This is a genomic window from Radicibacter daui, assembly GCA_030657355.1.
GTDB classification, from domain to species: Bacteria; Pseudomonadota; Alphaproteobacteria; order Radicibacterales; family Radicibacteraceae; genus Radicibacter; species Radicibacter daui.
In genome coordinates, this window is record CP131056.1 from 943,914 (window position 1) to 964,866 (window position 20,953).

18 protein-coding genes are annotated in these 20,953 nt (G+C 64.9%); 12 read left to right on the forward strand and 6 right to left on the reverse strand.

The window, feature by feature from the left end:
* Positions 1–12: 12 nt before the first annotated feature.
* The 4 genes from hemC to QTL98_RS04400 are packed head-to-tail and all read left to right on the forward strand — an operon-like array spanning position 13 to position 4,609.
* Positions 13–942: a hydroxymethylbilane synthase gene (hemC, locus tag QTL98_RS04385; RefSeq protein WP_445681008.1), complete on the forward strand. Its 930-nt coding sequence runs from the start codon at positions 13–15 to the stop codon at positions 940–942.
* Entirely contained in the window at positions 942–1,658 is a 717-nt protein-coding gene (locus QTL98_RS04390) for a uroporphyrinogen-III synthase (RefSeq protein WP_445681009.1), read from the forward strand. Before hemC ends, QTL98_RS04390 begins: the two co-directional genes overlap by 1 nt.
* A 57-nt stretch (positions 1,659–1,715) precedes the next feature.
* Positions 1,716–3,311 (forward strand): COG4223 family protein, encoded by a 1,596-nt coding sequence (locus tag QTL98_RS04395; RefSeq protein ID WP_445681010.1) that lies wholly within the window; start codon positions 1,716–1,718, stop codon positions 3,309–3,311.
* A gap of 59 nt (positions 3,312–3,370) precedes the next feature.
* Complete coding sequence (locus QTL98_RS04400; RefSeq protein ID WP_445681011.1) at positions 3,371–4,609, forward strand: heme biosynthesis protein HemY; 1,239 nt, start codon at positions 3,371–3,373, stop codon at positions 4,607–4,609.
* 96 nt (positions 4,610–4,705) lie between these two features.
* Here QTL98_RS04400 and QTL98_RS04405 read toward each other — a convergent pair whose 3' ends face one another.
* Positions 4,706–5,065 (reverse strand): RNA-binding S4 domain-containing protein, encoded by a 360-nt coding sequence (locus QTL98_RS04405; RefSeq protein ID WP_445681012.1) that lies wholly within the window; start codon positions 5,063–5,065, stop codon positions 4,706–4,708.
* Positions 5,066–5,103: 38 nt separating this feature from the next.
* A complete protein-coding gene (locus QTL98_RS04410; protein ID WP_445681013.1) occupies positions 5,104–7,677 on the reverse strand; it encodes a helicase-related protein in 2,574 nt (857 codons plus the stop codon).
* Between the two features lie 206 nt (positions 7,678–7,883).
* On the opposite strand from QTL98_RS04410, the gene QTL98_RS04415 reads away from it, so the two are divergent.
* From QTL98_RS04415 to trxA, 4 genes are all read left to right on the forward strand, one after another.
* Entirely contained in the window at positions 7,884–9,431 is a 1,548-nt protein-coding gene (locus tag QTL98_RS04415; protein ID WP_445681014.1) for a hypothetical protein, read from the forward strand.
* Positions 9,432–9,521: 90 nt separating this feature from the next.
* On the forward strand, positions 9,522–11,078 hold the full coding sequence (locus tag QTL98_RS04420; RefSeq protein WP_445681015.1) for a DUF2125 domain-containing protein: 1,557 nt from the start codon (positions 9,522–9,524) through the stop codon (positions 11,076–11,078).
* Between the two features lie 157 nt (positions 11,079–11,235).
* A complete protein-coding gene (gene htpG / locus QTL98_RS04425) occupies positions 11,236–13,104 on the forward strand; it encodes a molecular chaperone HtpG (RefSeq protein WP_445681016.1) in 1,869 nt (622 codons plus the stop codon).
* Positions 13,105–13,312: 208 nt separating this feature from the next.
* On the forward strand, positions 13,313–13,639 hold the full coding sequence (gene trxA / locus QTL98_RS04430) for a thioredoxin TrxA (protein WP_445681017.1): 327 nt from the start codon (positions 13,313–13,315) through the stop codon (positions 13,637–13,639).
* Positions 13,640–13,715: 76 nt separating this feature from the next.
* On the opposite strand, the gene QTL98_RS04435 is transcribed toward trxA, so the two are convergent.
* Complete coding sequence (locus QTL98_RS04435) at positions 13,716–14,402, reverse strand: TetR/AcrR family transcriptional regulator (protein ID WP_445681018.1); 687 nt, start codon at positions 14,400–14,402, stop codon at positions 13,716–13,718.
* Positions 14,403–14,540: 138 nt separating this feature from the next.
* Between QTL98_RS04435 and QTL98_RS04440 the strand changes: the two genes are divergently transcribed.
* Positions 14,541–15,701, forward strand: a complete 1,161-nt coding sequence (locus QTL98_RS04440; protein WP_445681019.1) for an HlyD family secretion protein — start codon at positions 14,541–14,543, stop codon at positions 15,699–15,701.
* Positions 15,702–15,715: 14 nt separating this feature from the next.
* Positions 15,716–17,326, forward strand: a complete 1,611-nt coding sequence (locus QTL98_RS04445; RefSeq protein WP_445681020.1) for a DHA2 family efflux MFS transporter permease subunit — start codon at positions 15,716–15,718, stop codon at positions 17,324–17,326.
* A 91-nt stretch (positions 17,327–17,417) separates the two neighbouring features.
* On the opposite strand, the gene QTL98_RS04450 is transcribed toward QTL98_RS04445, so the two are convergent.
* Positions 17,418–18,377, reverse strand: coding sequence for an acetyl-CoA carboxylase carboxyltransferase subunit alpha (locus QTL98_RS04450; RefSeq protein ID WP_445681021.1), 960 nt, complete (start codon positions 18,375–18,377; stop codon positions 17,418–17,420).
* 251 nt (positions 18,378–18,628) lie between these two features.
* On the opposite strand from QTL98_RS04450, the gene QTL98_RS04455 reads away from it, so the two are divergent.
* Positions 18,629–19,075: a CBS domain-containing protein gene (locus tag QTL98_RS04455; RefSeq protein ID WP_445681022.1), complete on the forward strand. Its 447-nt coding sequence runs from the start codon at positions 18,629–18,631 to the stop codon at positions 19,073–19,075.
* Between the two features lie 108 nt (positions 19,076–19,183).
* A complete protein-coding gene (locus tag QTL98_RS04460) occupies positions 19,184–19,786 on the forward strand; it encodes a DUF2889 domain-containing protein (protein ID WP_445681023.1) in 603 nt (200 codons plus the stop codon).
* A 72-nt stretch (positions 19,787–19,858) separates the two neighbouring features.
* Here QTL98_RS04460 and QTL98_RS04465 read toward each other — a convergent pair whose 3' ends face one another.
* Entirely contained in the window at positions 19,859–20,212 is a 354-nt protein-coding gene (locus QTL98_RS04465) for a ribbon-helix-helix domain-containing protein (RefSeq protein ID WP_445681024.1), read from the reverse strand.
* Positions 20,213–20,591: 379 nt separating this feature from the next.
* Positions 20,592–20,882 (reverse strand): BolA family protein, encoded by a 291-nt coding sequence (locus QTL98_RS04470; RefSeq protein WP_445681025.1) that lies wholly within the window; start codon positions 20,880–20,882, stop codon positions 20,592–20,594.
* Positions 20,883–20,953: the final 71 nt, after the last annotated feature.

Consider the following 20,953-nt stretch of genomic DNA (forward strand, 5'->3'; position numbering starts at 1 on the left):
ACATCGTCCCTCATGAAGGCTCAACTGAAAATCGGCACCCGTGGCAGTCCGCTGGCTCTTGTCCAGGCCGAAGCGACGCGCGACCTGCTGGCCGCCGCCCATCCCGAGCTTGCCGCTCCGGGGGTGATCGAGATCGTCGTCTTCCGCACCAGCGGAGATCGTCTCTTCGATCGGTCGCTGGCCGATGCCGGTGGAAAAGGCCTGTTTACCAAGGAGATCGAGGAAGCGCTGCTGGCCGGCGACATCGATCTTGCCGTCCATTGCATGAAGGATGTGGCAACCCGCCTGCCGGCCGGTCTCAGCATCCCCTGTTATCTTCCGCGCGAAGATACGCGCGATGCATGGCTTTCCCGTGACGGAAAGCTGCTGGACGACTTGCCGGCGGGCAGCCTTGTTGGCACCGCGGGGCTGCGCCGTCAGGCCCAGATTCTTCTGCGCCGGCCCGATTTGCGCGTCGGCATCCTGCGCGGCAGCGTCGATACCCGCATCGCCAAGCTGAAGGCGGGAGAGTGCGACGCTACGCTGCTGGCCATCGCAGGGCTTAACCGTCTCGGCAAGGCGCATCTGGCAACCGCCATCTTTGAGCCGGCGGAGATGTTGCCGGCGGTGGCGCAGGGCGCGCTCGGTCTCCAGATCCGGGAGAGTGACGAGCGTGCCGCAGCGTTGATAGCCCCGCTCAACTGTTCCGAGACGGCAACCCGCGTGATCGCAGAGCGGGCCTTCCTTGCCGCGCTCGACGGTTCCTGCCGCACGCCGATTGCCGCGCTGGCGGTGCTGGAGGGCGAGACGCTCAGCCTTGAAGGGTTTGCCGCCCGCATCGATGGACGCGATCCCCGGCGCATCAGCCGTAAGGGCCCGGCAGCTGATGCCGCACGTCTCGGCTTCGAGGCCGGCGCCGAGGTCAAGGCCGGCCTTCCCGCCGATTTCTTTTCCGGTCCCTGATGGCCCGGGTGCTCGTCACCCGGCCGCTTGAGGATGCGGCGCCGCTGGCCGCCTGGCTTGAGGCGGCGGGGCACGAGGCCGTGCTGGCCCCCTTGCTTGAAATCCGTCCCCTTGCCGACGCCACTATCGATCTGGCGGGCGTGCAGGCGGTGCTGGTCACCAGCGCCAACGGCATCCGTGCACTGGCGGCACTCACGGACCGGCGGGACCTGCCGGTGCTTGCCGTCGGGGCCGGCAGCGCGGCGGAAGCTACCGGCCTCGGCTTCGGCGCGGTGGAGAGCGCCGGCGGCGATGTCAGCGCCCTGGCGGCGCTGGTGCAGCAGCGTCTCGACCCGACGGCAGGCGCGCTCTTTCATCCTGCCGCTTCCGTACGGGCGGGGGATCTTGCGGCGCTGCTCGAGCCGCGAGGCTTCCAGATGCGCCGTCAGGTGCTGTACGAGGCAGTACAGGCAACGCGCTTTCCGGAGGTGGTTCTGGAAGATTTGCGTACGAAAAGGCTGGATGCTGCGACGTTTTTTTCTCCCCGTACGGCCCAAAGCTTTGTACGCTTGACCGAGTTGTACCGGATTGAGGACTGCTGCCGCGCGTTGACGGCCTATTGCCTGAGCCCTGCGGTGGCCGCCGCCTTGCGGGGGCTGGGCTGGGCAGGCGTCGTTACGGCAGCGCAGCCTGATCTGCCTGCGCTTCAGCAGGTGCTGGCTGCGGGTCTGGCCTGAGCCGGGCAAGGACATAACGGCCCGGAGGCCGGCAGAAGGGAGCGGGGAGCAGGAGCGATGCAGGATCATTCCGCCGGCACGGCTTCGGGCGACGGCCAGCGTGCCGCCACCACCGAAGCGATCATCGAGGCCTTCGGCGGCATTCGCCCGATGGCCAAGAAGCTCGGCGCTCCGGTGACCACCATCCAGTACTGGAAGAAGGCTGGCCGCATTCCGGTGGTGCGCCATGGCGACATTCTCGCCGCCGCTGCCGCCAACGGCATCACCGGCGTCGACGCCGCCCTACTGGCGAAGACCGACGGCGATATGCCTGCGGGTGAGGAGAAACCCGCCATCGCACTGCCCGCCGGGCCGGTCAGGACGACGCCGGTAGATACGACGAAGGAAAAGGACCCCGGTTCCCCCGAGATGAAGACCAGTCAGGAAAGCGCGAACCCGCCGAAGCCGGCTCCCGAAAAGGCCGCCGCCGAAAAGCCGGTGGAAAAGCCAGCGCCGGCTCCGGCAAAGACAAACTCCTCTGCCAGTGATTCTGCAGCGACTGCCGCTGCCGCTCCGGCCCGGGGTGGCAGTGCTTTCCCGGGTGTCGTCGCTGTTCTGGCACTTGTGGTGGCCGTGATCGCGCTTGCCTTGCCGCATCTGCGGGGACCCGTTGGCGCCGCCATCGGGTCCGGCCCGGCGGAAAAGCTGCTGGGGCCCGATCCTTCCGCCCGCATCAGGGCGCTGGAGGGCGAGGTGGCGACCCTCAAGGCCAGTGCCGATCCGGCCGCCCTCGGTGTGCTCTCCGGCAAGGTCAGCGATCTGGCCTCCTCGCTCCAGCAGATCGGGGGCGAGCTCAAGCTGGCGCAGGAGAGCGCAGCCTCGTTGCCGGCCGATACCGCCACGCGCCTTCAGGCGATGGAAGGCCGTCTGGCCGCTGCCGAGCGCAGCCTGCAGGAATTTACCGCCGCCCTTGGCAAGGTGGATATCGAGAGCGTGACCAAGCTCACCGCCACGGTCGCCAGCATGCAGGACATGCAGGGCCGTCAGGGCAAGGATATCAGCGACCTCGACGAAGGAATGCGCCGGGTGAGCGAGCGGCTTGGCGTTGCGGAGCAGCAGCTGGCAGACCAGTTGCACGACAACCTCGCCAACGAGGCGGTGCTCTATGCCGCGCTCAAGGTGGGCCAGTCGCTGGAAACGGCCGATCCTTACGACAAGGCGCTCGCCAATATGGCGGCGCTGGTGGGAGAGGATGCGGATTTCACCGCCCCGCTGGAGACGCTTCAGGCTTATGCCGAAAGCGGCGTGCCCACGCTGGATGACCTGCGGGACGGCTTCCGCGCCACCATCCCGGCCATCATCGCGGCAACGGCCGGCGATGACCGCCCGTGGTGGCAGAAGACGCTCGATACCGTCTCTGGCCTCGTCTCCATCCGGCTTGAGCCGGGCGAGGATCATGGCGAGAGCGTGCGCGGCGTGATCGCGCGGACGGAGTCGCGCCTCAACGCGGCCGATCTTGCCGGTGCCGTCTCTGCGCTGCAGGAGCTCTCCGGACCGCCGGCAGAGGCAGCGGCCGGGTGGCTCAAGACCGCGCAGGACCGTCTCGCCGTCGATGCCGCGCAGCGCACGATGTCTGACATCGCGCTGTCGCGCCTTACCGGCGCAGCTGACTGATCAACCCGGCGGGCTCCCCGAACGCGGGCGCAAGTAAAGACAAGGGGCAGGACACGGCAATGCTACGCAGGTCAGTCTGGTTCTTCATCAAGGTGGCGGTGCTTATCGCCATCGTGCTGTGGCTGGTGGACCACCCCGGCAGCGTCGAGGTGCACTGGGGCGGCTACATCGTCGGCTTCCCGCTGCTGCTGGGGGCCGTGGTGGCGGTTGTCGTCATTGCTGTTGCCGCCATTCTTTACCGCTGGTGGCGCGAGCTTCTGGACCTGCCCGGCATCTTCGGCCGCCGCCGCACCACGCGGCGCCAGCGCAAGGGTTTCGAGGCGGTCAATCAGGGGCTGGTTGCGGTTGCCGCCGGCGACGTGGAGCAGGCGCGCCATTATGCCCGCCGCGCCAATTCCGCCATTCCGGGCGAGCCGCTGAGCCTGCTTTTGCAGGCGCAGACGGCCCAGCTCGCCGGTGACGAGGAAAGCGCCGCCACCTTCTTCGAGCGTATGGCGGAGAAGGAAGATACCGCCTTCCTCGGTGTGCGCGGCCTCATGCAGCAGGCCCTGCGGGCTGGCGATACCAACCGCGCCATCAGCCTTGCCGTGCGGGCACGCGATCTTCAGCCCAAGGCGGGTTGGGCGCATCGCTCGCTGTTTGATCTTCAGGTCCGTACCGGCGATTTCATCGGCGCGGAAGCCACCATGCGCCGTGCGATGGACAACAACGCCATCGGCAAGGCCGAAGGTCAGGAGCAGTTGGCCCGCGTGCTGATGACGCGCGCGCGCCTTGCCGCCGAGGCGCATGACCGCAAGCGGGCACATGAACTGCTGCGCGAAGCGTATGAGATCGCACGCACCTTTGGCCCTGCGGTGGCGGCCTATGCGCGGTCGCTGGCGTCGGAGGGCAACCTCAAGCAGGCGAACAAGGTCATCGAGCTTGCCTGGCGCAAGAAGCCCGCACCGGAACTGGCAGAGGCTTTTGCCTCCCTGTCGCCGGGGGAGACGGAGGCAGAAAAGCTGGCGCGCTTCCGCCGGCTGGCGGGCATCAATTCCGGATCGGTGGAGAGCGATTTTGCTGTCGGTGAAGCGGCGCTGTCGGCTGAAGACTGGGCGGCGGCACGTCGACATCTGGAGCGTGCAGTGGCGAGTACGCCGGGGCCGCGCAGCTACAGGCTGATGGCCGCGCTGGAGCGCGCAGAAAAAGGCGATGCCGCCCGGGCGCGGGACTGGGAGCTGAAGGCGGAGGAGGCTGAGGCCGTACACCAGCCGCTGGCGGAATTTCTGGCTCCGGAGGGGGCCGTCAAAACCGCGTAACTTACCTCAAGGGCCGTTCCCGCAAGCCCGCAGGGGCCGGGACAGCCTTGGGTCAGGTCAGGACAATCTCAGGCCTGCGTGCCCCTGCCGGTCTTGTCAGACCAGCGTGGCCGGCACGAAGTTGTCGACACCGGGCGGGTCGAGATCATCGTAAAAAAGTTGCGCTTCCAGGGCCGGGCCGCGCCGTTCGGGAATGCCGCTGACGCGGACGATGCGGATGTGGTTGCCTTGTACGAAGGTCAGAACCTGGCCGGGCCTTACCTGGTAATGCGCCTTGGTCACCACGACGCCGTCGATCCGGATCTTGCCGCTGTTGCACAGCTTGCTGGCAAGGGACCGGCTCTTGAAGAAGCGCGCGTGCCAGAGCCACTTGTCGAGGCGATCGCTCGGGCGCTGGCCCGACAGTGGAGAGATGGAAGTAGTGCGGTCGAAATCGAACGCTGTGTGGTGGGTCAAGGGCTACACCTCCTTGGAGTTCGGATTATAGCACTTCGTTAACGCCCTCCGGCAGTCATCAGTTGTTTTAGAACTGCAAAGGGCGACTCTTCCCGTCCGCGCAGGCTGCGGGCCACGAGGGCGGGTTTGGGCGCGCCGGGCTTTGTCCCTGCTACCTGGCGCGGTCTCTGGGGCTCGCTGCGGCGCCGGCGCCGCCAGCGCTGGCTGCCGTCTTCGGCCTGAACCTGTTTGAAGGAAAGGCTGCGCAGCAGCGCTTCCACATCTTCGGCCCGGCCGCCGATGCGGCTTGCCAGCTCGACCGGCGTGGCAAAGGGGCCGTCCTTGGCACGCTCGGCAATGTCGCCGGCCGTGCGCTCCAGCACATCGATGCGCACGGCAAGCCGGCCGACCGCCATATAGCCGCAGGCTTCATAAAAGGCATCCGGCACCGCCTCGACGCGCGGCGCGGAAACACGGCCCGGCTGCGGCACCGGCGCCGGCAAGGCAAGCCCGTTGTTGACGGCCCACAGCAGCGCCCGTGCTTCTGCCGCAGCCGGCTTTACCAGGCTCGCCACCCAGATGGATTTGCGCCCGAACCGCACCCCGAGTTTGGTGAGGATCGCCCGGTCCGCCTTTTCCACATGCCCTGCCGGATCGCCATCGGCAAAGCGGGCGAGGGTGCCGAGCCCCTCCACCAGCTGATAGGCAAGGCCGCGCCCCGCGCCGCCGAGGCGGGCGTCGCTGCGCTGCGCCTCATCAAGGGCAAACAGCGGCTCCAGCCGGCGGCGTACCCAGCGCAGCACGAAGCTTTGCAGCCGGTCCCTGATCTTGTCGCTCTGCCCGCTTTCGAACAGGGCGCTGTCCAGCACCTGCACCCGCGGCGCCAGCACATCGTCGCCGGCCACGAGACGGGCCACCGGTACGCTTTGCCACTCGATCTGGCCGGTGGCTGCCAGGGTGAAGGCATCGTCCCCGGCGGTTTGCAGGGCGCGAACACGCCCGCTGATCTCGTCTTTCAGGATGCGCCGGGCCGCGGCCAGCACGGCGCGCTCATCCTCGCCCAGATTGCCGCTCTCCGGCTCGAAACGGAAACCGGCAAGCTGGCCGACGCGTGCGCCCTCTACCTGCACTTCGCCATCTTCCGTCACATGGCCCAGAAGGGTCGCGCCGCTGGCAAGGCGCCTCACCAGCATGGCGGAGCGGCGGTCGACAAACCGCTCGGTCAGGCGGCTGTGCAGCGCGTCCGACAGCCGGTCTTCAATGGCGCGGGTCTTCTCCTGCCAGCCCTTGCTGTCGTCCAGCCAGGTGCCGCGGTGGGAGATGTAAGTCCAGGTGCGGATATGGGCGATGCGGCCGACAAGGGCATCGATATCGCCTTCCGTACGGTCCAGCCGGGAGACGAGGCGGGAGACCCAGTCTTCTGGCAGGCGCCCGTCGCCCTGGATCAGATGTTCGTAGATGCGGCCCAGCAGGCGCGCATGCTCGTCCGACATCACCTTGCTGAAGTCGGGGATCTGGCACACTTCCCACAGCAGGCGGATGGCGGCCTTGTTGGTGGCGAAGTTGCGGATGAGCGGGGTGTCGGCCAGCACGCCAAGGGCGGCATGATCGTCGGCATCGCGCCGGCGGATCATCAGCTCGCCATCCGGCGGCCGGCGCTCCAGGCTGCGCAGCAGGCCGGCTACCGAGCGGAAATCCAGCTCGTTGTTGCGCCATACTATCTGGCGCAGCACGTCATACTCATGTTCCTCGACGCGCTGGATGAGTTCGGCGTCGAGCGGGCCGACATCCTCGGTGGTGCCGAAGGTGCCGTCATTCATGTGGCGGCCGGCGCGCCCGGCAATCTGGCCCACTTCCATCGGCATGAGCTGGCGCGGAGCAAAACCGTCGAACTTTACCATGCGGGCGAAGGCCACATGGTCGACATCCATGTTGAGGCCCATGCCGATGGCGTCGGTAGCGACGAGGTAATCCACCTCGCCGGCCTGATACATCTCGACCTGCGCGTTGCGGGTACGCGGGCTGAGCGCGCCCAGCACCACGGCGGTGCCGCCGCGCTGGCGCCGCATCAGCTCGGCAATGGCGTAGACATCGCTGGCAGAGAAGGCCACCACCGCCGAGCGGGGCGGCAGGCGGGTCATCTTCTTCTGGCCGGCATAGGTCAGGGAGGAAAGGCGCGGACGGCTGATGAACTCCACACCCGGTACCAGCCGGCGAATGATCGGCCGCATGGTGTCGGAGCCGAGGAACATGGTTTCGGCAAGACCGCGGGCATTCAGCAGCCGGTCAGTAAAGATGTGGCCGCGTTCGGGGTCGGCGGCGAGCTGGATTTCATCGACGGCCAGAAAGGACACCGCCCGGTCGACCGGCATGGATTCGACCGTGCACACCCAGTAGCGGGCGCCGCGCGGGATGATGCGTTCTTCGCCGGTCACCAGCGCCACATTCTGCGCCCCGCGCAGACGGCAAATCTTGTCGTAATTCTCGCGTGCCAGCAGCCGGAGCGGAAATCCGATCATGCCGGAGCTGTGGCCCAGCATCCGCTCGATGGCGAGGTGCGTCTTTCCGGTATTGGTTGGCCCCAGAACGGCCACCACCCGGCTCTTGTCGGCGATGTGATCCGAAAGGGTCACGAAATCTGCACCTGAAGCGCTGATAGCCGAAGGACCATCGAAGTTTCTAACAAGCCGTTGTCTATGACAAGGGCCGTGACACAATATATTGCGGCTGCCCTCAAAAAAACGCCGGCCGGCCCCTTGCAAGCCTTTGTGTTGGCGTCATTTTGTGAGCATCTGCGAAATGGGGCCGCAGGCCCGGCTGTGCAAGGGGGATGTGGCAATTGGCATCATGGTCGGCAAAGGGCTGGGGCAAGGGGATGCGCGCCGTGCGGCGGGCCTGCGGTCTGAGCCTGCTGGCCGCCCTGGTCTTCGCTTCGGCGGCGGGGCCGGCCCATGCGCTCGATGCGGACACCATGCGCGACGCGCTGCAGAAAAATCTGCCCGGCGCCCTGTCCCTGACGCTCGGCGTGCCGCTGCGCTTCGTTGAATCGCCGTCCCTCATCCCGGCGGGCGACGGCTTCGATGTCGGGCTTGCCGATGTGCGCGCCGAGATCGGCACCGATGCCTCCCGTGTCGAGGTCGGCTTCGACCCCATTACCGGCCATCTGACCCCTGGCAAGGACGGCTATATTCTCGATCTTACCCTGCCCAAGGATTTTACCCTGCTCTCCGGCGGTGATGTGCTCGGCCACGGACAGATCAAGGGCGGGAGCCTCTCGCTGCATTGGTCGGCAGCCTCCGCCTTCATCTCGCGCCTCGACCTCAAACTCGGCGGCGTTGCGCTTGCTGCCAGTCGCACCCTGCCGGCAGTGGCGGGCACCATCGGTCCGGTTTCTCTGTCTGTCGACGCCGCTGCCGACCTGCGCTCGGTCAAGCGCACCCGGTCGGCCGGACCGGGCGATCTGCGGATCTCCGGTCGCGACGGCAAGCAGCTCGGCCTTGGCTGGCAATCCATCGACGCCAGTGATGATTATCGCATCGACAAGCCGCTGGCCCAGGAGGAGCAGAAGCATATCGGCGAGCTGATGAATTATTTCTCGGACCCGCTGATGTCGCGCACGATGGACAAGGAAACCGTCTCCGGCGTGCTGCTGCCGCTGCTCGACCTGATGCTGAAGCTGCGCTCCGGCAACGACCCTGCTGGTGCCGGCCACTCGCAAAACACCATCGCCGGGCTGAAGGTCGAAGGGCCCGACGGGCTGCGCCTGAATGTCTCCCGCCTCGCGAGTGCCAGTAATGTCGATGGCAAGACCCTCAACCGGCTGGGGGCGCTGGTGAAGCTGGCGGCCGAAGGGGTATCGCTGGCCGGTGCACCTGCCGAGCTATCGCCTTATGTCCCTTCCCAACTGCATCTCGATTTCAGCGTTTCGCCCGTGCCGGCCTATGACCTGATGCAGCAGCTCAGTCGCTCGTTGCATGCCCAAGTCAAGAGCGGGGCTCCGCTCAAGGATATGGACCCCGCGCCATTCCTCGACCCGCTGATGAAGGCCGAGACCGGCATAACGGTCGACCGGCTGCAGGGGGAGGCGCCGGCGCTCGGCATTTCCGGTGCCGGCTCCGCCGACCTCAACGAGGCCGCGCCGCATGGCGTTCTGGGTGGCGGCACCCTTACCATCCGCGGACTGGACGAGGCGGTAGCCGCCCTCTCCAAAGCCGCTGACCGCGATCCCCGAATGGCAAAACTCGTCCCGGCCGTCAGCATCATTGCCGCTGTCGGCAAGCAGACGACGGTCGGCGGCAAACCGGCCCGCCAGTACGACCTCAAGGCCTCCCCCGACGGTGCCCTCACCATCAACGGTGTTGATCTCGGCGTGCTCATGCTTCAGTGACGGCTCTGGATGCCTGCCCCTTGCAAAGCTTTGTGTTGCTGTGGTTTTTGTAGCAACTGAAAGTTGAGGCGATTGAAGGGGATGCAAAAGATGGGGCGGATCGCACCATGGGTGATGGCTGGAAACGGGAATGTTACCAACGCCGCGGGCCGTACCGCAGGTTTCATTCTTGCGCTGGCTCTTGGTGCTCTCGTTGCAGGTTGCGCCGTCCATAATCCCGAGACCGATCCTCTGGGCGACAAGCTGCAAAAGACCCTGCCGGGCGCGCTCTCCCTGACGCTTGGCGTGCCGGTCAGCTTTAACGATCCACCGTCGTTGGTGCGTGTTGGCGATGGTTTCGATGTCGGTCTTGGCGATGTCCGTGTCCAGCTCGGAACGACCGCGATTGAGGCCGAGATCATGTTCGACCCGATCACCGGCCATGTCACACCGGAAGCGGACGGCTACAATCTCAGCCTGAAGATGCCCGAGGGCTTTACCTTGCGGTCCCGTGGGGAAGAGGTGGGGCGCGGCAAGATCAAGGGTGGAGTGCTAGGCGCTCATTGGTCGGACGCCACTGCGTGGTTCTCGCATTTCGATCTTCAACTGGACGGGGCCACCGTTGTTTCGTCCGGCGATGAGCCGCCGGCCAATGGCGCCATTGGTGCCATTCGCTGGAATGTCGAAGTCTCACCGGATTTGCGCACGCTCACACGCAGCCGGTCGGCAGAGGCGGGCGAACTTCACATTGCCGGTCCGGAGGACAAGCGGGTCGATCTGGGCTGGCAAAGTGCCGGCTCAAACGATGAATTTCATATCCCCACCCCAATTTCGCTCGAGGAGCAGAAGCATGTCGCCGAGACGTTGGGTTCGTTCGCCAAGCTGGTGCTGACCCGGCCGATGGATCCCGCCACGGTCTCCGGAGCGTTGCTGCCTGTTCTGGACACTCTCCTCAGACTACGCATTGGGGATGACCCGGCGGGAAGCGGTCACTCGGAGGCTGCCATCACTGGCCTGCATGTCGAGGGTCCCGGAGGCATCCGGGTCAGTTTCGGCGCGGTGCGTGCCGTCAGCGATGTCAGCGGCAAGACCATCAATAGCCTCGCGGGTGAGGGCAAGCTGGTGATGGAAGGTTTTTCGGTGAGTGGCGTCCCGCAGGAGGTGGCAGGTTATCTGCCGTCCGAACTGCATCTCGATTTCAGCCTGTCCGCCCTGCCGATGTACGATCTGCTGCAACAGCTGAGCCGCTCGACCCACGGCCAGCTGGAGAGCGGCAGGCCATTGAAAGATATGGATTTAACGCCGTTCAAGGCGCCGTTGAGCAAGGCGCAGACCGGTCTTGCGCTTGAGCGGGTGCAAGTGGAGGCACCGGCTGTTGGTCTCAACGGCTCTGCTTCGGCGCATCTGGACGCAGACGCCCGGCACGGATTTGTCGGGGACGGCACCTTCACCATCCGCGGCCTAGATGAGATGGTCGCCGCCTTGACCAAGGCGGCGGACAGCGATCCCAAGATAAAGGACATCATGCCGATTTTCAGTCTGTTGATGACGCTCGGCAAGCAGACGACCGTGGGCGGGCTCCCGGCGCGGCAGTTTGATCTCAGTGCCAGGGCGGATGGCGCCTTGATCGTCAATAATCTCGATCTGGGGCAACTGGTGCAGCCTTGATGCCCGGAGCAGGCGGACTGCACTCCGCCCGTCTGCCCCTCTTGCATGAGGCTGCTCTCTTGCCACATATCAGGCCGGAATATACCGGTCGGGCCGGGGCTCTGTCCCGCCTTGCCGGGCCGTCAACTGAACCCATCAAAAAAGGAAAACAGGTCAGATGACCGAGCAAACGCTCTCCTTTCAGGCTGAGGTCAGCCGCCTGCTCGATATCGTCGCCAACGCGCTTTACAGCGAGAAGGAGGTTTTCCTCCGCGAGCTGATTTCCAACGCGTCGGACGCCTGCGACAAGCGCCGCCATCTGGCGCTAACCGAACATGCCCTTGCCGCCGATGGCGGTTATGCGGTGCGCCTGACGGTTGATACCGCCGCCCGCACGCTCACGGTTGCCGATAACGGCATCGGCATGAGCCGCGATGAGCTGGTGGAAAATCTCGGTACCATCGCCCGCTCCGGCACCGGCGCCTTTGCCGAGAAGCTGACCGGCGATGCCAAGAAGGATGTGAGCCTCATCGGCCAGTTCGGTGTTGGCTTCTATGCCGCCTTCATGGTGGCAGACAAGGTCTCGGTGCTTTCCCGCCGCGCCGGCGAAAGCCAGTCCTGGCTGTGGAGCTCGGATGGCCGCAGCGGCTTTACCATCGGCGAGAGCGAGGAGGCCGTCGACGGCACCCGCATCACCCTGCACCTCAAGGAAGGGCAGGAGGAGTTCCTCGACCGCACGCGCCTGCAGCACATCGTGCGCAAATATTCCGACCATATCGGCCTGCCGGTGAAGTTCGGCGAGGGCGAGGCGGAAGAGACGCTCAACAGTGCTTCCGCGCTCTGGACCCGCTCGCGCAGCGAGATCACCGAAGAGCAGTATGGCGAGTTCTACCGCCATGTGTCGCATGACTTCGCCGCTCCATGGGAGACCATCCACTGGCGGGCCGAAGGTGTGCTCGAATATACCGGCCTGCTCTACATCCCCGGCATGAAGCCGTTCGATCTCTACGATCCCAAGCGCGAGCATCATGTGAAGCTCTATGTGCGCCGGGTCTTCATCACCGACAAGGCCGAGGGGCTGGTGCCGCCCTGGCTTCGCTTCCTGCGCGGCGTCATCGACAGCGAGGACCTGCCGCTTAACATCTCGCGCGAGATGCTGCAGGCCAATCCGGTGGTGGCGAAGATCCGCGCCGGCCTCGTCAAGCGCGTGCTGGGCGACCTTGCCCGCAAGGCGGAGGCCGATGCCGAAGGCTATGCCACCTTCTGGGAGAATTTCGGCGCCGTTCTCAAGGAAGGCCTGCATGACGACCCGGCCCGGCGCGAGGATCTGTTCAAGGTCATCCGCTTCCGCTCTACCGCGGGCGAGGGGCTGGTCAGTGTTGCCGAGTATGTCGCCCGCATGAAGGAAGGCCAGGAGGCCATCTATTTCATCACCGGCGACGATATCGATACGCTCGGCCGCAGTGCCCAGCTTGAGGGCTTCCGTGCCCGCGGCGTGGAAGTGCTGCTGCTGGCCGACCCGGTCGACGAGTTCTGGACCAACGCGGTGCAGGAGATGGGCGGCAAGCCGCTGAAGTCCGTGACCCGCGGTTCGGCCGACCTTGGCGCTATCAAGGAAATCGAGGAGCCGGGCAAGGATCAGAAGAAGCCGGATGCCGCGCCGGAAGACGAGATTTCGGCCCTCATCGCCGTCATCCGCGACACGCTGGGCGAGACGGTCAAGGACGTGCGGGTTTCCGAGCGCCTGACCGAGAGCGCCTGCTGTCTGGTGGCAGAGGAGGGGGACATGGACATGCACCTTGCCCGCCTGCTGCGCCAGCACAAGCAGCTGGAAGCCGCCGTGCCGCGCGTGCTGGAGATCAATCCCCGCCATGCCCTGATCCGTGCGCTTGCCGCCGGCGCGGTGCGCGACGGGGCCGCCACGGCCCTTGCCGGTCCTGTGCAGCTCCTGCTCGACCAGGCCCGCATCCAGGAGGGCGAGCCGCCGGCTGATCCGGTGGCTTTTGCCAGCCGCCTTGCCGACGTCATGGCCCGTGCCCTCGGTTGAGGGTGCGTTGGCTCACCTTGAGGACTGCCATAAGGATAGTGCCGGTTTGCGCGTGATCCGCTTCACAGGGGCGTATCCGCGCACCGCCTATGTCTAGGGGGAGCGGCGCTTGACCCGCCAAACTTCTGCGGCCTAGAGTGCCGCGACACCAGTGTTCCGGAACCTGACCTCCGCCCCAGGGATCAGGTGTTCCGCCAAGGAGGATGGGATGAGCAACAACATCATCCATGTTAGCGACGACAGCTTCGAGAGCGACGTGCTGAAGGCCTCTGGCCCGGTGCTGGTCGATTTCTGGGCCGAATGGTGCGGCCCCTGCAAGGCCATTGCCCCGATTCTGGAGGATCTCTCCACCGAACTCGGCGACAAGGTCACCATCGCCAAGCTCAATGTCGACGATAACCCGATGACGCCGACCCGTTATGGCGTGCGTGGTATCCCCACTCTCATCCTGTTCAAGGGTGGTGAGGCTGCCGCCGCCAAGATCGGCGCGCTGCCGAAGGCGCAGCTCAGCGAGTGGGTTTCCGCCAGCCTCTGAGGGCGGGTCGAAAGCCATCGCGGCATGATCATGAAAACCCGGCGTCATCTCGACGCCGGGTTTTTTCTTGTCTGGCTCAGCACAGCGTGCGGTCAGCCGCCCCTTCGGTGCCGAAGGCGGCGAGGAAGACCTCTACCGAGCGTTTCGCCCGGGAGCTGTCCTGTTCGGGGCTGCCAGGCATGTCGATGTTCATCAGATGCTTGAGGTGCAGGTCGCCGCGCACGATGGCGGAGAAATAGAAGGCGGCTTCCGCCGCATCGCCCGGCTTCAGCACGCCCGCTTCCATCAGCCCGGCCATTTCCTGCGTCATGCGGGCCCGGGCGCGCCGGATGGCGGCGTCGTAGAAGATCTGGCCGAGTTCGGGAAAGCGCCCGGCCTCTGAAAGCACGGCCCGGTAAAGCTCGAGCGTCTGCGGCTCGCGCAGCTTGTCGGTGATGCGGGTCGCAAGATGGAACAGCCGCTGAAAGGCGGTTTCCCCCGGTTTGTGCGGCCCGAGCGAGAGGGTGTGCTTGCGCGATTCATACTCGATCACCGCGCCGAACAGCTCGGCCTTGCTGCCATAATGGGCGTAGACGGTCGCCTTGGAAGCACCGGCCTGATGGGCCACGGCATCCATGCTGGTGCCGCCATATCCCTGGGCGCGAAAGATGCTGGCGGCCGCCACCAGAATGCTGCGAGCCTTGTCGTCCGGGGTATCGGCATCAATATCATCCGCCAGCGGTTGGTCCGGGGCGGTAATGCTGGGTTGTGTGTGACGTTTCACAATGCGGGTCCGGGCTTTACTTGACGTCATGATAGGACGCAGAGCAAATTCCCCACAACATTGAACTGAACAGTTCAGTTCACATTCCTTGCCTGCCCCTGACGCGGGCGCTTTTCAGGTGATTTTGGAGAAAGTGTGATGAGCGATCAGCAGGGCGCGGGCGGCAAAGGGTCGTCGCGCCGACGTCTCATTCTTTCCGTCGTTCTGGCCGTTATCGTGATTGGCGGGGGCCTTTTGTGGTGGCTGGGCCATGGCAAGGAAGATACCGACGATGCCTTTACCGAAGGCAATGTCGTCGATCTGCGCCCGCTTGTCGGGGGCACTGTCCTTGCTGTCCACATCACCGATAACCAGCAGGTCAAGAAGGGCGACGTGCTGGCCGAGATCGATCCGGCCGACTACCTGATTGCCCGCGATACCGCCCAGGCGTCCGAGCTTTCCGCCGAGGCGGCGCTGGTCAAGGCCCAGGCCAACCTGTCGCTGATCGAAATCACCACCGACGCCTCGCTGGCCGAAGCCCAGCACAATGTCGATGTGGCGGAAGCCTCGCTCGCCCAGACCAAGGCCGATGTCACCGCCGCCAGTGCCGTTGCCGGCCAGACGGCGCGCGATGCCAAGCGCTACCAGGAACTGAGCGTCACCAGCGCTGCCTCGAAGCAGAAGCTGGATTCCGCGGATGCCGATGCCCGCTCGGCTGCGGCCAGGCTCGTTGCTGCCAACAGCGCCGTGAAGGCCGGTGAGGCGCAGGTTGCTGTTGCCCGCGCCCAGCTGCGCTCCGCCCAGACCAGCGAGCAGCAGATCGCGCTCGCGCAGGCCGAGGTCAAGGCCGCCCAGGCCCAGGTCAAATCCAGCAAGGCCGCGCTCGACAAGGCCGAGCTTGACCTGCAGCGCACCACCATCACCGCTCCGGAAGATGGCGTTATCACCAATCGCCAGATCAATCCGGGCGACGTGGTCAGCGCGGGCCAGAAGGTCAGTGCCTTTGTTGTCGGCACGCCCTGGGTGGTCGCCAATTTCAAGGAAACCCAGCTGACCGACATGCGTCCGGGCCAGCCGGTCGAAATCGAGATCGACGCCTATCCGGGCAAGAAATACGCCGGCCATGTCGACAGCATCCAGCGCGGCAGCGGCCCCTATTTCTCCCTGCTGCCGCCGGAGAATGCCACCGGCAACTTCGTGAAGGTAGTGCAGCGCGTACCGGTCAAGATCGTGTTTGACGAGCTGCCGGAGCAGCCGCTCGGCCTCGGTTTCTCGGTCGCGCCGGTGGTCGACGTCTCCGTCGATCCGCAGCGCAAGTAAGCGGACAGCAACCCATGTCAGCGACGACGCAGGACGCGGTGGCGGCTCCGGCCGGAAAGAAGGCGGTCAATCCCTGGTTGATCGCTCCGGTCGTGGCCATGGCCGCGTTCATGGAAGTGCTGGATCTCTCGATTGCGAATGTGGCCCTGCCGCATATCGCCGGCTCGCTCTCGGCCGGCCAGTCGCAGTCGACATGGATCCTGACGGCCTATCTGGTCACCAACGCCATCATCCTGCCGATCTCCGGCTGGCTGTCGCAGGTGCTGGGCCGCAAGCGCTACTTCCTGATGTGTATCGTGGGCTTCGGTCTGTCATCGCTGGCCTGCGGTATCTCGCCGACGCTCTATATCCTCATCATCGCCCGTGCCATCCAGGGCCTGACCGGTGGCGGCCTGCAACCGGCGGCCCAGGCCATCCTGTCGGATGCCTTTCCGCCGGCCAAGCGCGCCATGGCCTTTGCCATCTACGGCATGGCCGTGGTCGTGGCGCCCGCCGTCGGCCCGACTTTCGGCGGCTGGATCACCGACAATTTCAGCTGGCACTGGATCTTCCTGATCAACATCCCGGTCAGCATCATCCTGTTCTTCGTCGCCAGTGCCGTGGTGGAAGACCCGCCCCATCTGGTGGAGATGCGCGAGCGCTACAAGCGTGACGGCCTCAAGGTCGATTATCTCGGCTTCACACTGCTGGCCGTCGGCTTCGGTGCCTTGCAGGTCATGCTCGACAAGGGGCAGGAGGAAGACTGGTTCTCCTCGCCGCTTATCGTGGTGTGCGCACTGCTGACCTTCCTGTGCCTTGGTTATTTCGTACTCTGGGTGCTGGATCGCGATGATCCCATCGTCGATCTGCGGCTGCTCAAGAACCGCAACTTCGCCATGGCGAACATCATGATGTTCCTGCTCGGCTTCGTGCTGCTGGGGTCGACCTCGCTGCTGCCGCAGTTCGTGCAGGCGCTCCTCGGTTACACCGCTACCGATGCCGGCCTCGTCATCTCGCCGGGCGGCGCCATCCTCATCGTACTGATGCCCATCGTCGGGCGCCTTACCGGCAAGGTCGATGCGCGCCTGCTTATCGGTTTCGGTCTTGTCGTCTCGGCCTCCGGGCTTCTGCTCACCAGCCACCTGTCGCTGGATGCGGATTATGCCAGCGTGGCGCTCTGCCGCCTGATCCAGGCGGCGGGTCTCGGCTTCCTCTTCATCCCCATCACCTCGATGGCCTATATCGGCATCCCCAGGGAGAAGAGCAACGCAGCCTCGGCTATCATCAACCTGTCGCGCAACCTTGGCGGCAGCGTCGGCATTGCGCTGCTGATTACCCAGCTTGCCCGTGGCACCCAGGTGCACCAGAACATGCTGGTCCATCGTGCCAGCGAGTATAATCCGGCCTGGAACACCATGGTCGCCAACCTTCAGGGGGCGTTCCAGGCGCAAGGCTATGCGGTGGCGGAGGCATTCGCCGCGGCGCAGGCCAAAGCGGCCGCCATCCTCGGCCAGCAGGCGCAGACCCTGGCTTATCTCGATAACTTCCGTTATCTGGCCTTCGTCTTCTTCGCCATGATCCCGCTGGTCTTTATCCTGCGCAAACCCAAGCACGATCCGTCCGCCGAGGCGCCGCCTGCTCATTGAGCTGCCGCCCCGCAGACGGTACGCGCACAAACAAAAAGCCCCGGGCGATATCACTATCGTCCGGGGCTTTTTGTTTGTCTGTTGCGGGCAATCAGGGGGCCGGGCGGCCCATTGCCAGATATTTGTCGCGGCGCTGCTTCTTTAGCTTGTCGGCATCCTTGCCCGACAGGCTGTCGATAGCGGCGCTGATAGAGGCGCCCACAGCAGCAATCGCACTCTTGACGTCACGATGGGCGCCGCCCACCGGCTCGTCGATGATGGTGTCGATAACGCCCATTTCCTTCAGGTCCTGCGCGGTCAGGCGCATGGCCTGGGCAGCTTCCTGCGCCTTGTCGCCGGCGCGCCACAGGATGGAGGCGCAGCCTTCCGGCGAGATGACGGAATAGACCGAATGCTCGAGCATGATGATCTGGTCAGCCGTCGCGATCGCAATCGCGCCGCCGGAGCCACCTTCGCCGAGGATGACGGAGACGATCGGCACACCCACGCGAAGGCAGGTCTGGATGGAAGCGGCAATCGCCTCCGCCTGGCCGCGCTCTTCCGAGGCGATGCCCGGATAGGCACCGGCAGTGTCCACCAGCGTGATGATCGGCAGGCCGAACTGGTCGGCCATGCGCATCAGGCGCTGGGCCTTGCGGTAGCCCTCGGGCTTGGCCATGCCGAAATTATGCTTCACGCGGCTGGCGGTATCGTTGCCCTTCTCAAGGCCGATCACCATCACCGACCGGCCGTTGAGGCGGCCGAGGCCGCCGATCACGGCTTCGTCCTCGCCATAAAGGCGGTCGCCGGCCAGCAGCACGAAATCGTCGATCAACTGGTCGATATAATCGAGGCAGTGCGGGCGGGAGGGGTGGCGTGCCACCATCACCTTCTGCCACGGGGTCAGCTTGGCGTAGGTCTGGCGCAGCAGCTTGTGGACCTTGTCCTCCAGCGCGCGCACCTCATCGCTGACACTCACATCATGTGCACTGGTCCCGTCGAGAGACTTCAGGTCGCGGATCCGGCCTTCCAGCTCGGCGATCGGCTTCTCGAATTCAAGGAATGTCTGCATCAGCCCTGGTACTCGGTTGCTCCCCCCGTCTTAAGGGCAGGGGGCTGCCCCGATTAACATGGCTTGCACCGCCGCGTCACCTCTTTAGCGCTTTTGCGGGCGGCCGGCGTGGCTTTGCCACTGATTTGCCGGACGGGGATTGGCGCTGACCTTGGCCGCTCTATTGTGTATTATGAAAAGAAAAAACAGCGGATGGGCCGTTAACGCCAGAAGGCGGGCGGATTAATTCAACCGTTGCGGGGAGTAAGCCTATGACAATAAAGCGCATTGTGCCGGACGTTATCGCGCACAAGCAGGATCTCGTGCTTGTTTCTCCAGAAGACAGCGTTCGGCAGACGGTCAAGCGGATGGTCGAGCGCAAGATCGGTGCCGTGCTGGTGGTGGACGATGGCCGCCTTGTCGGCATTTTTACCGAACGCGATGTCATGAACCGCGTGGTGGGCGGCGGGCGCGATCCCGCGGATACCGCGATACGCGACGTCATGACGGCGGACCCCGACTATGTCGAACCGCACATGCCGGCCATGACCGCGCTGGAGCTGATGGGCTCGCGTGGGTATCGCCACCTGCCCGTGCTCGATGGCGGGGATATCGTGGGCATCCTGTCGGTGCGCGATCTCTACGCCACCATCAAGGAGCACCTTGAGGAGGAGATCAAGGAACGGGAGGCCTTCATGTTCGGGGCCGGTTACGGCTGAGACGCGACATTCAGACGGCATTTCCGTTGACGTAAACGTAAAGCTGGCGGCATGATCTTTCCAAGGGCGCCCGCACGAATCGGGCTTGTCCGCTTCAAGGAGAGAGTCATGCCGCTGAGCGCGCCAGTCGAGCGCGACCCGGTGCATGTGCGAGAGATCACTTGCCGGGGATTTCGCCGTCGCGACGGGCTGTGGGACATCGAAGCCCACCTGACCGACGTCAAGAGTTACAGCTTCACCAATGATGACCGCGGCACCATCGCCGCCGGCGAGCCGCTGCATGAAATGTGGATGCGGCTGACCATCGACAGCGACTATCTGATCCATGGCGTTGAAGCCGCGACGGATCATTCCCCCTTCCACATCTGCCCGGCTGTCGTGCCGCATTTCCAGCGTCTTGTCGGCCTCAGCATCGCACGGGGGTTCAAGCGCGCGGTGCGGGAGCGCCTTGGCGGCGTGGAAGGCTGCACCCACCTTGTGGAACTGCTCGGCCCGCTCGCCACCACCGCTTTCCAGACACTGGCGCCGATGCTGGCGCGGGAGCGCAGCAAGAGCAGCGGGCAGAAGGGGGGACCTCCCGGCTCGGGCGATACCGGCAGGCCGCCACTGCTCGGCACCTGCCACGCCTTTGCGGCCTCCAGTCCCGTCGTCGAACGCTACTGGCCGGCCTATTACGAGCCGTCCGGCGGTACGGAAGGTGACCAGGAATAAAAAAACCGGCCACGGAAACTCCGCGGCCGGAATGACTGCTGGGGGAACAAGAGCGTAAAACGGGTGGCCGGTTCAGGCCGTCATCAACTGCTCGACCAGTTCTGACGCCGAGGTCGCGCTGCCATGCTGGTGGCGCGAAGCGTTGCGGAAGTAACTCATCACGAAGACACGCACCGCCGCAGTCAGCGAGGACTCGCTGCGGCGCCGGTCGATCAGCGTGCAAAGCTGGTCTACCGACATGCCTTCGCGTTCGCTGATTTCGTAAAATGCATCCCACATGGTGGCTTCGAGGCGCATGCTCGTGCGCCGCCGGCCGACATGGATGTTGCGGCTGATGAGCGTGCTCGGGGCCGCTTGATTGATCTGCAGCGGTCTGCGGCTTCGTCCGCGGCGCCGGGGCAGATCGCTATTTGCCAGCGTATTCATGTCCAGAAAACTCCTCCTGCCTGAAATCCGGCTCGTGGAGAGGTAATGCTTCAGGGCGGGGCTAAGTTCCTGCCACGCCGCATCGCCTGTCCGCTTTTGCCTGTTACGGGCTGGGGCCTGCCTGCCTTGTTCCTCAGGCCCTGGAACCAGCGGCTGATCGTCGCTTTCCCTTGCCTTTGGCCCCTGATGCCTTGGCTTCAAAGCATACAACCACAGAGGCAAAAAAATGGCAGAAATTCGATTTATCAGCAGCGTTAACGTTTTCTTAACATAATCAAGTCGCTGCCAGGCTGCAATGGCCCCTCAACGATAAAGCGAAAATGATTACGGTAAGTGATAGGTGCCTCACACTGGCCTGTGCGAAGGCATTGTGGCCGACTCACAGCTGCGAGGGCGCAAGTGCCTTTATCTGCAGCGCATGGACGCGGGCAGCCAACTCCTCTGCCAGCAGCGTATAGATCATACGCTGGCGCTCCACCCGGCTCTTGCCTTCAAAGGCGGCACTTACGATGTAGAGGCTGAAGTGCGTTTCCTCGCCTTCGCGCCAGCCGCCATGGCCCTGATGGCGATGGCTGTCGTCTTCCAGTTCCAGCACTGTCGGCGTCAGCGCCGCGGTCAGTTTGTCGCGGATGGTCTCGGCCTGGCTGCGGGCGGCGGGGGTGTCGGTCATGCTGGTCTGGCCTGTTCTCTGGGGAAAAACCGCCGGGGCAGAGGGTTTTGTCGCCCCTGCCGGGCTCTTTT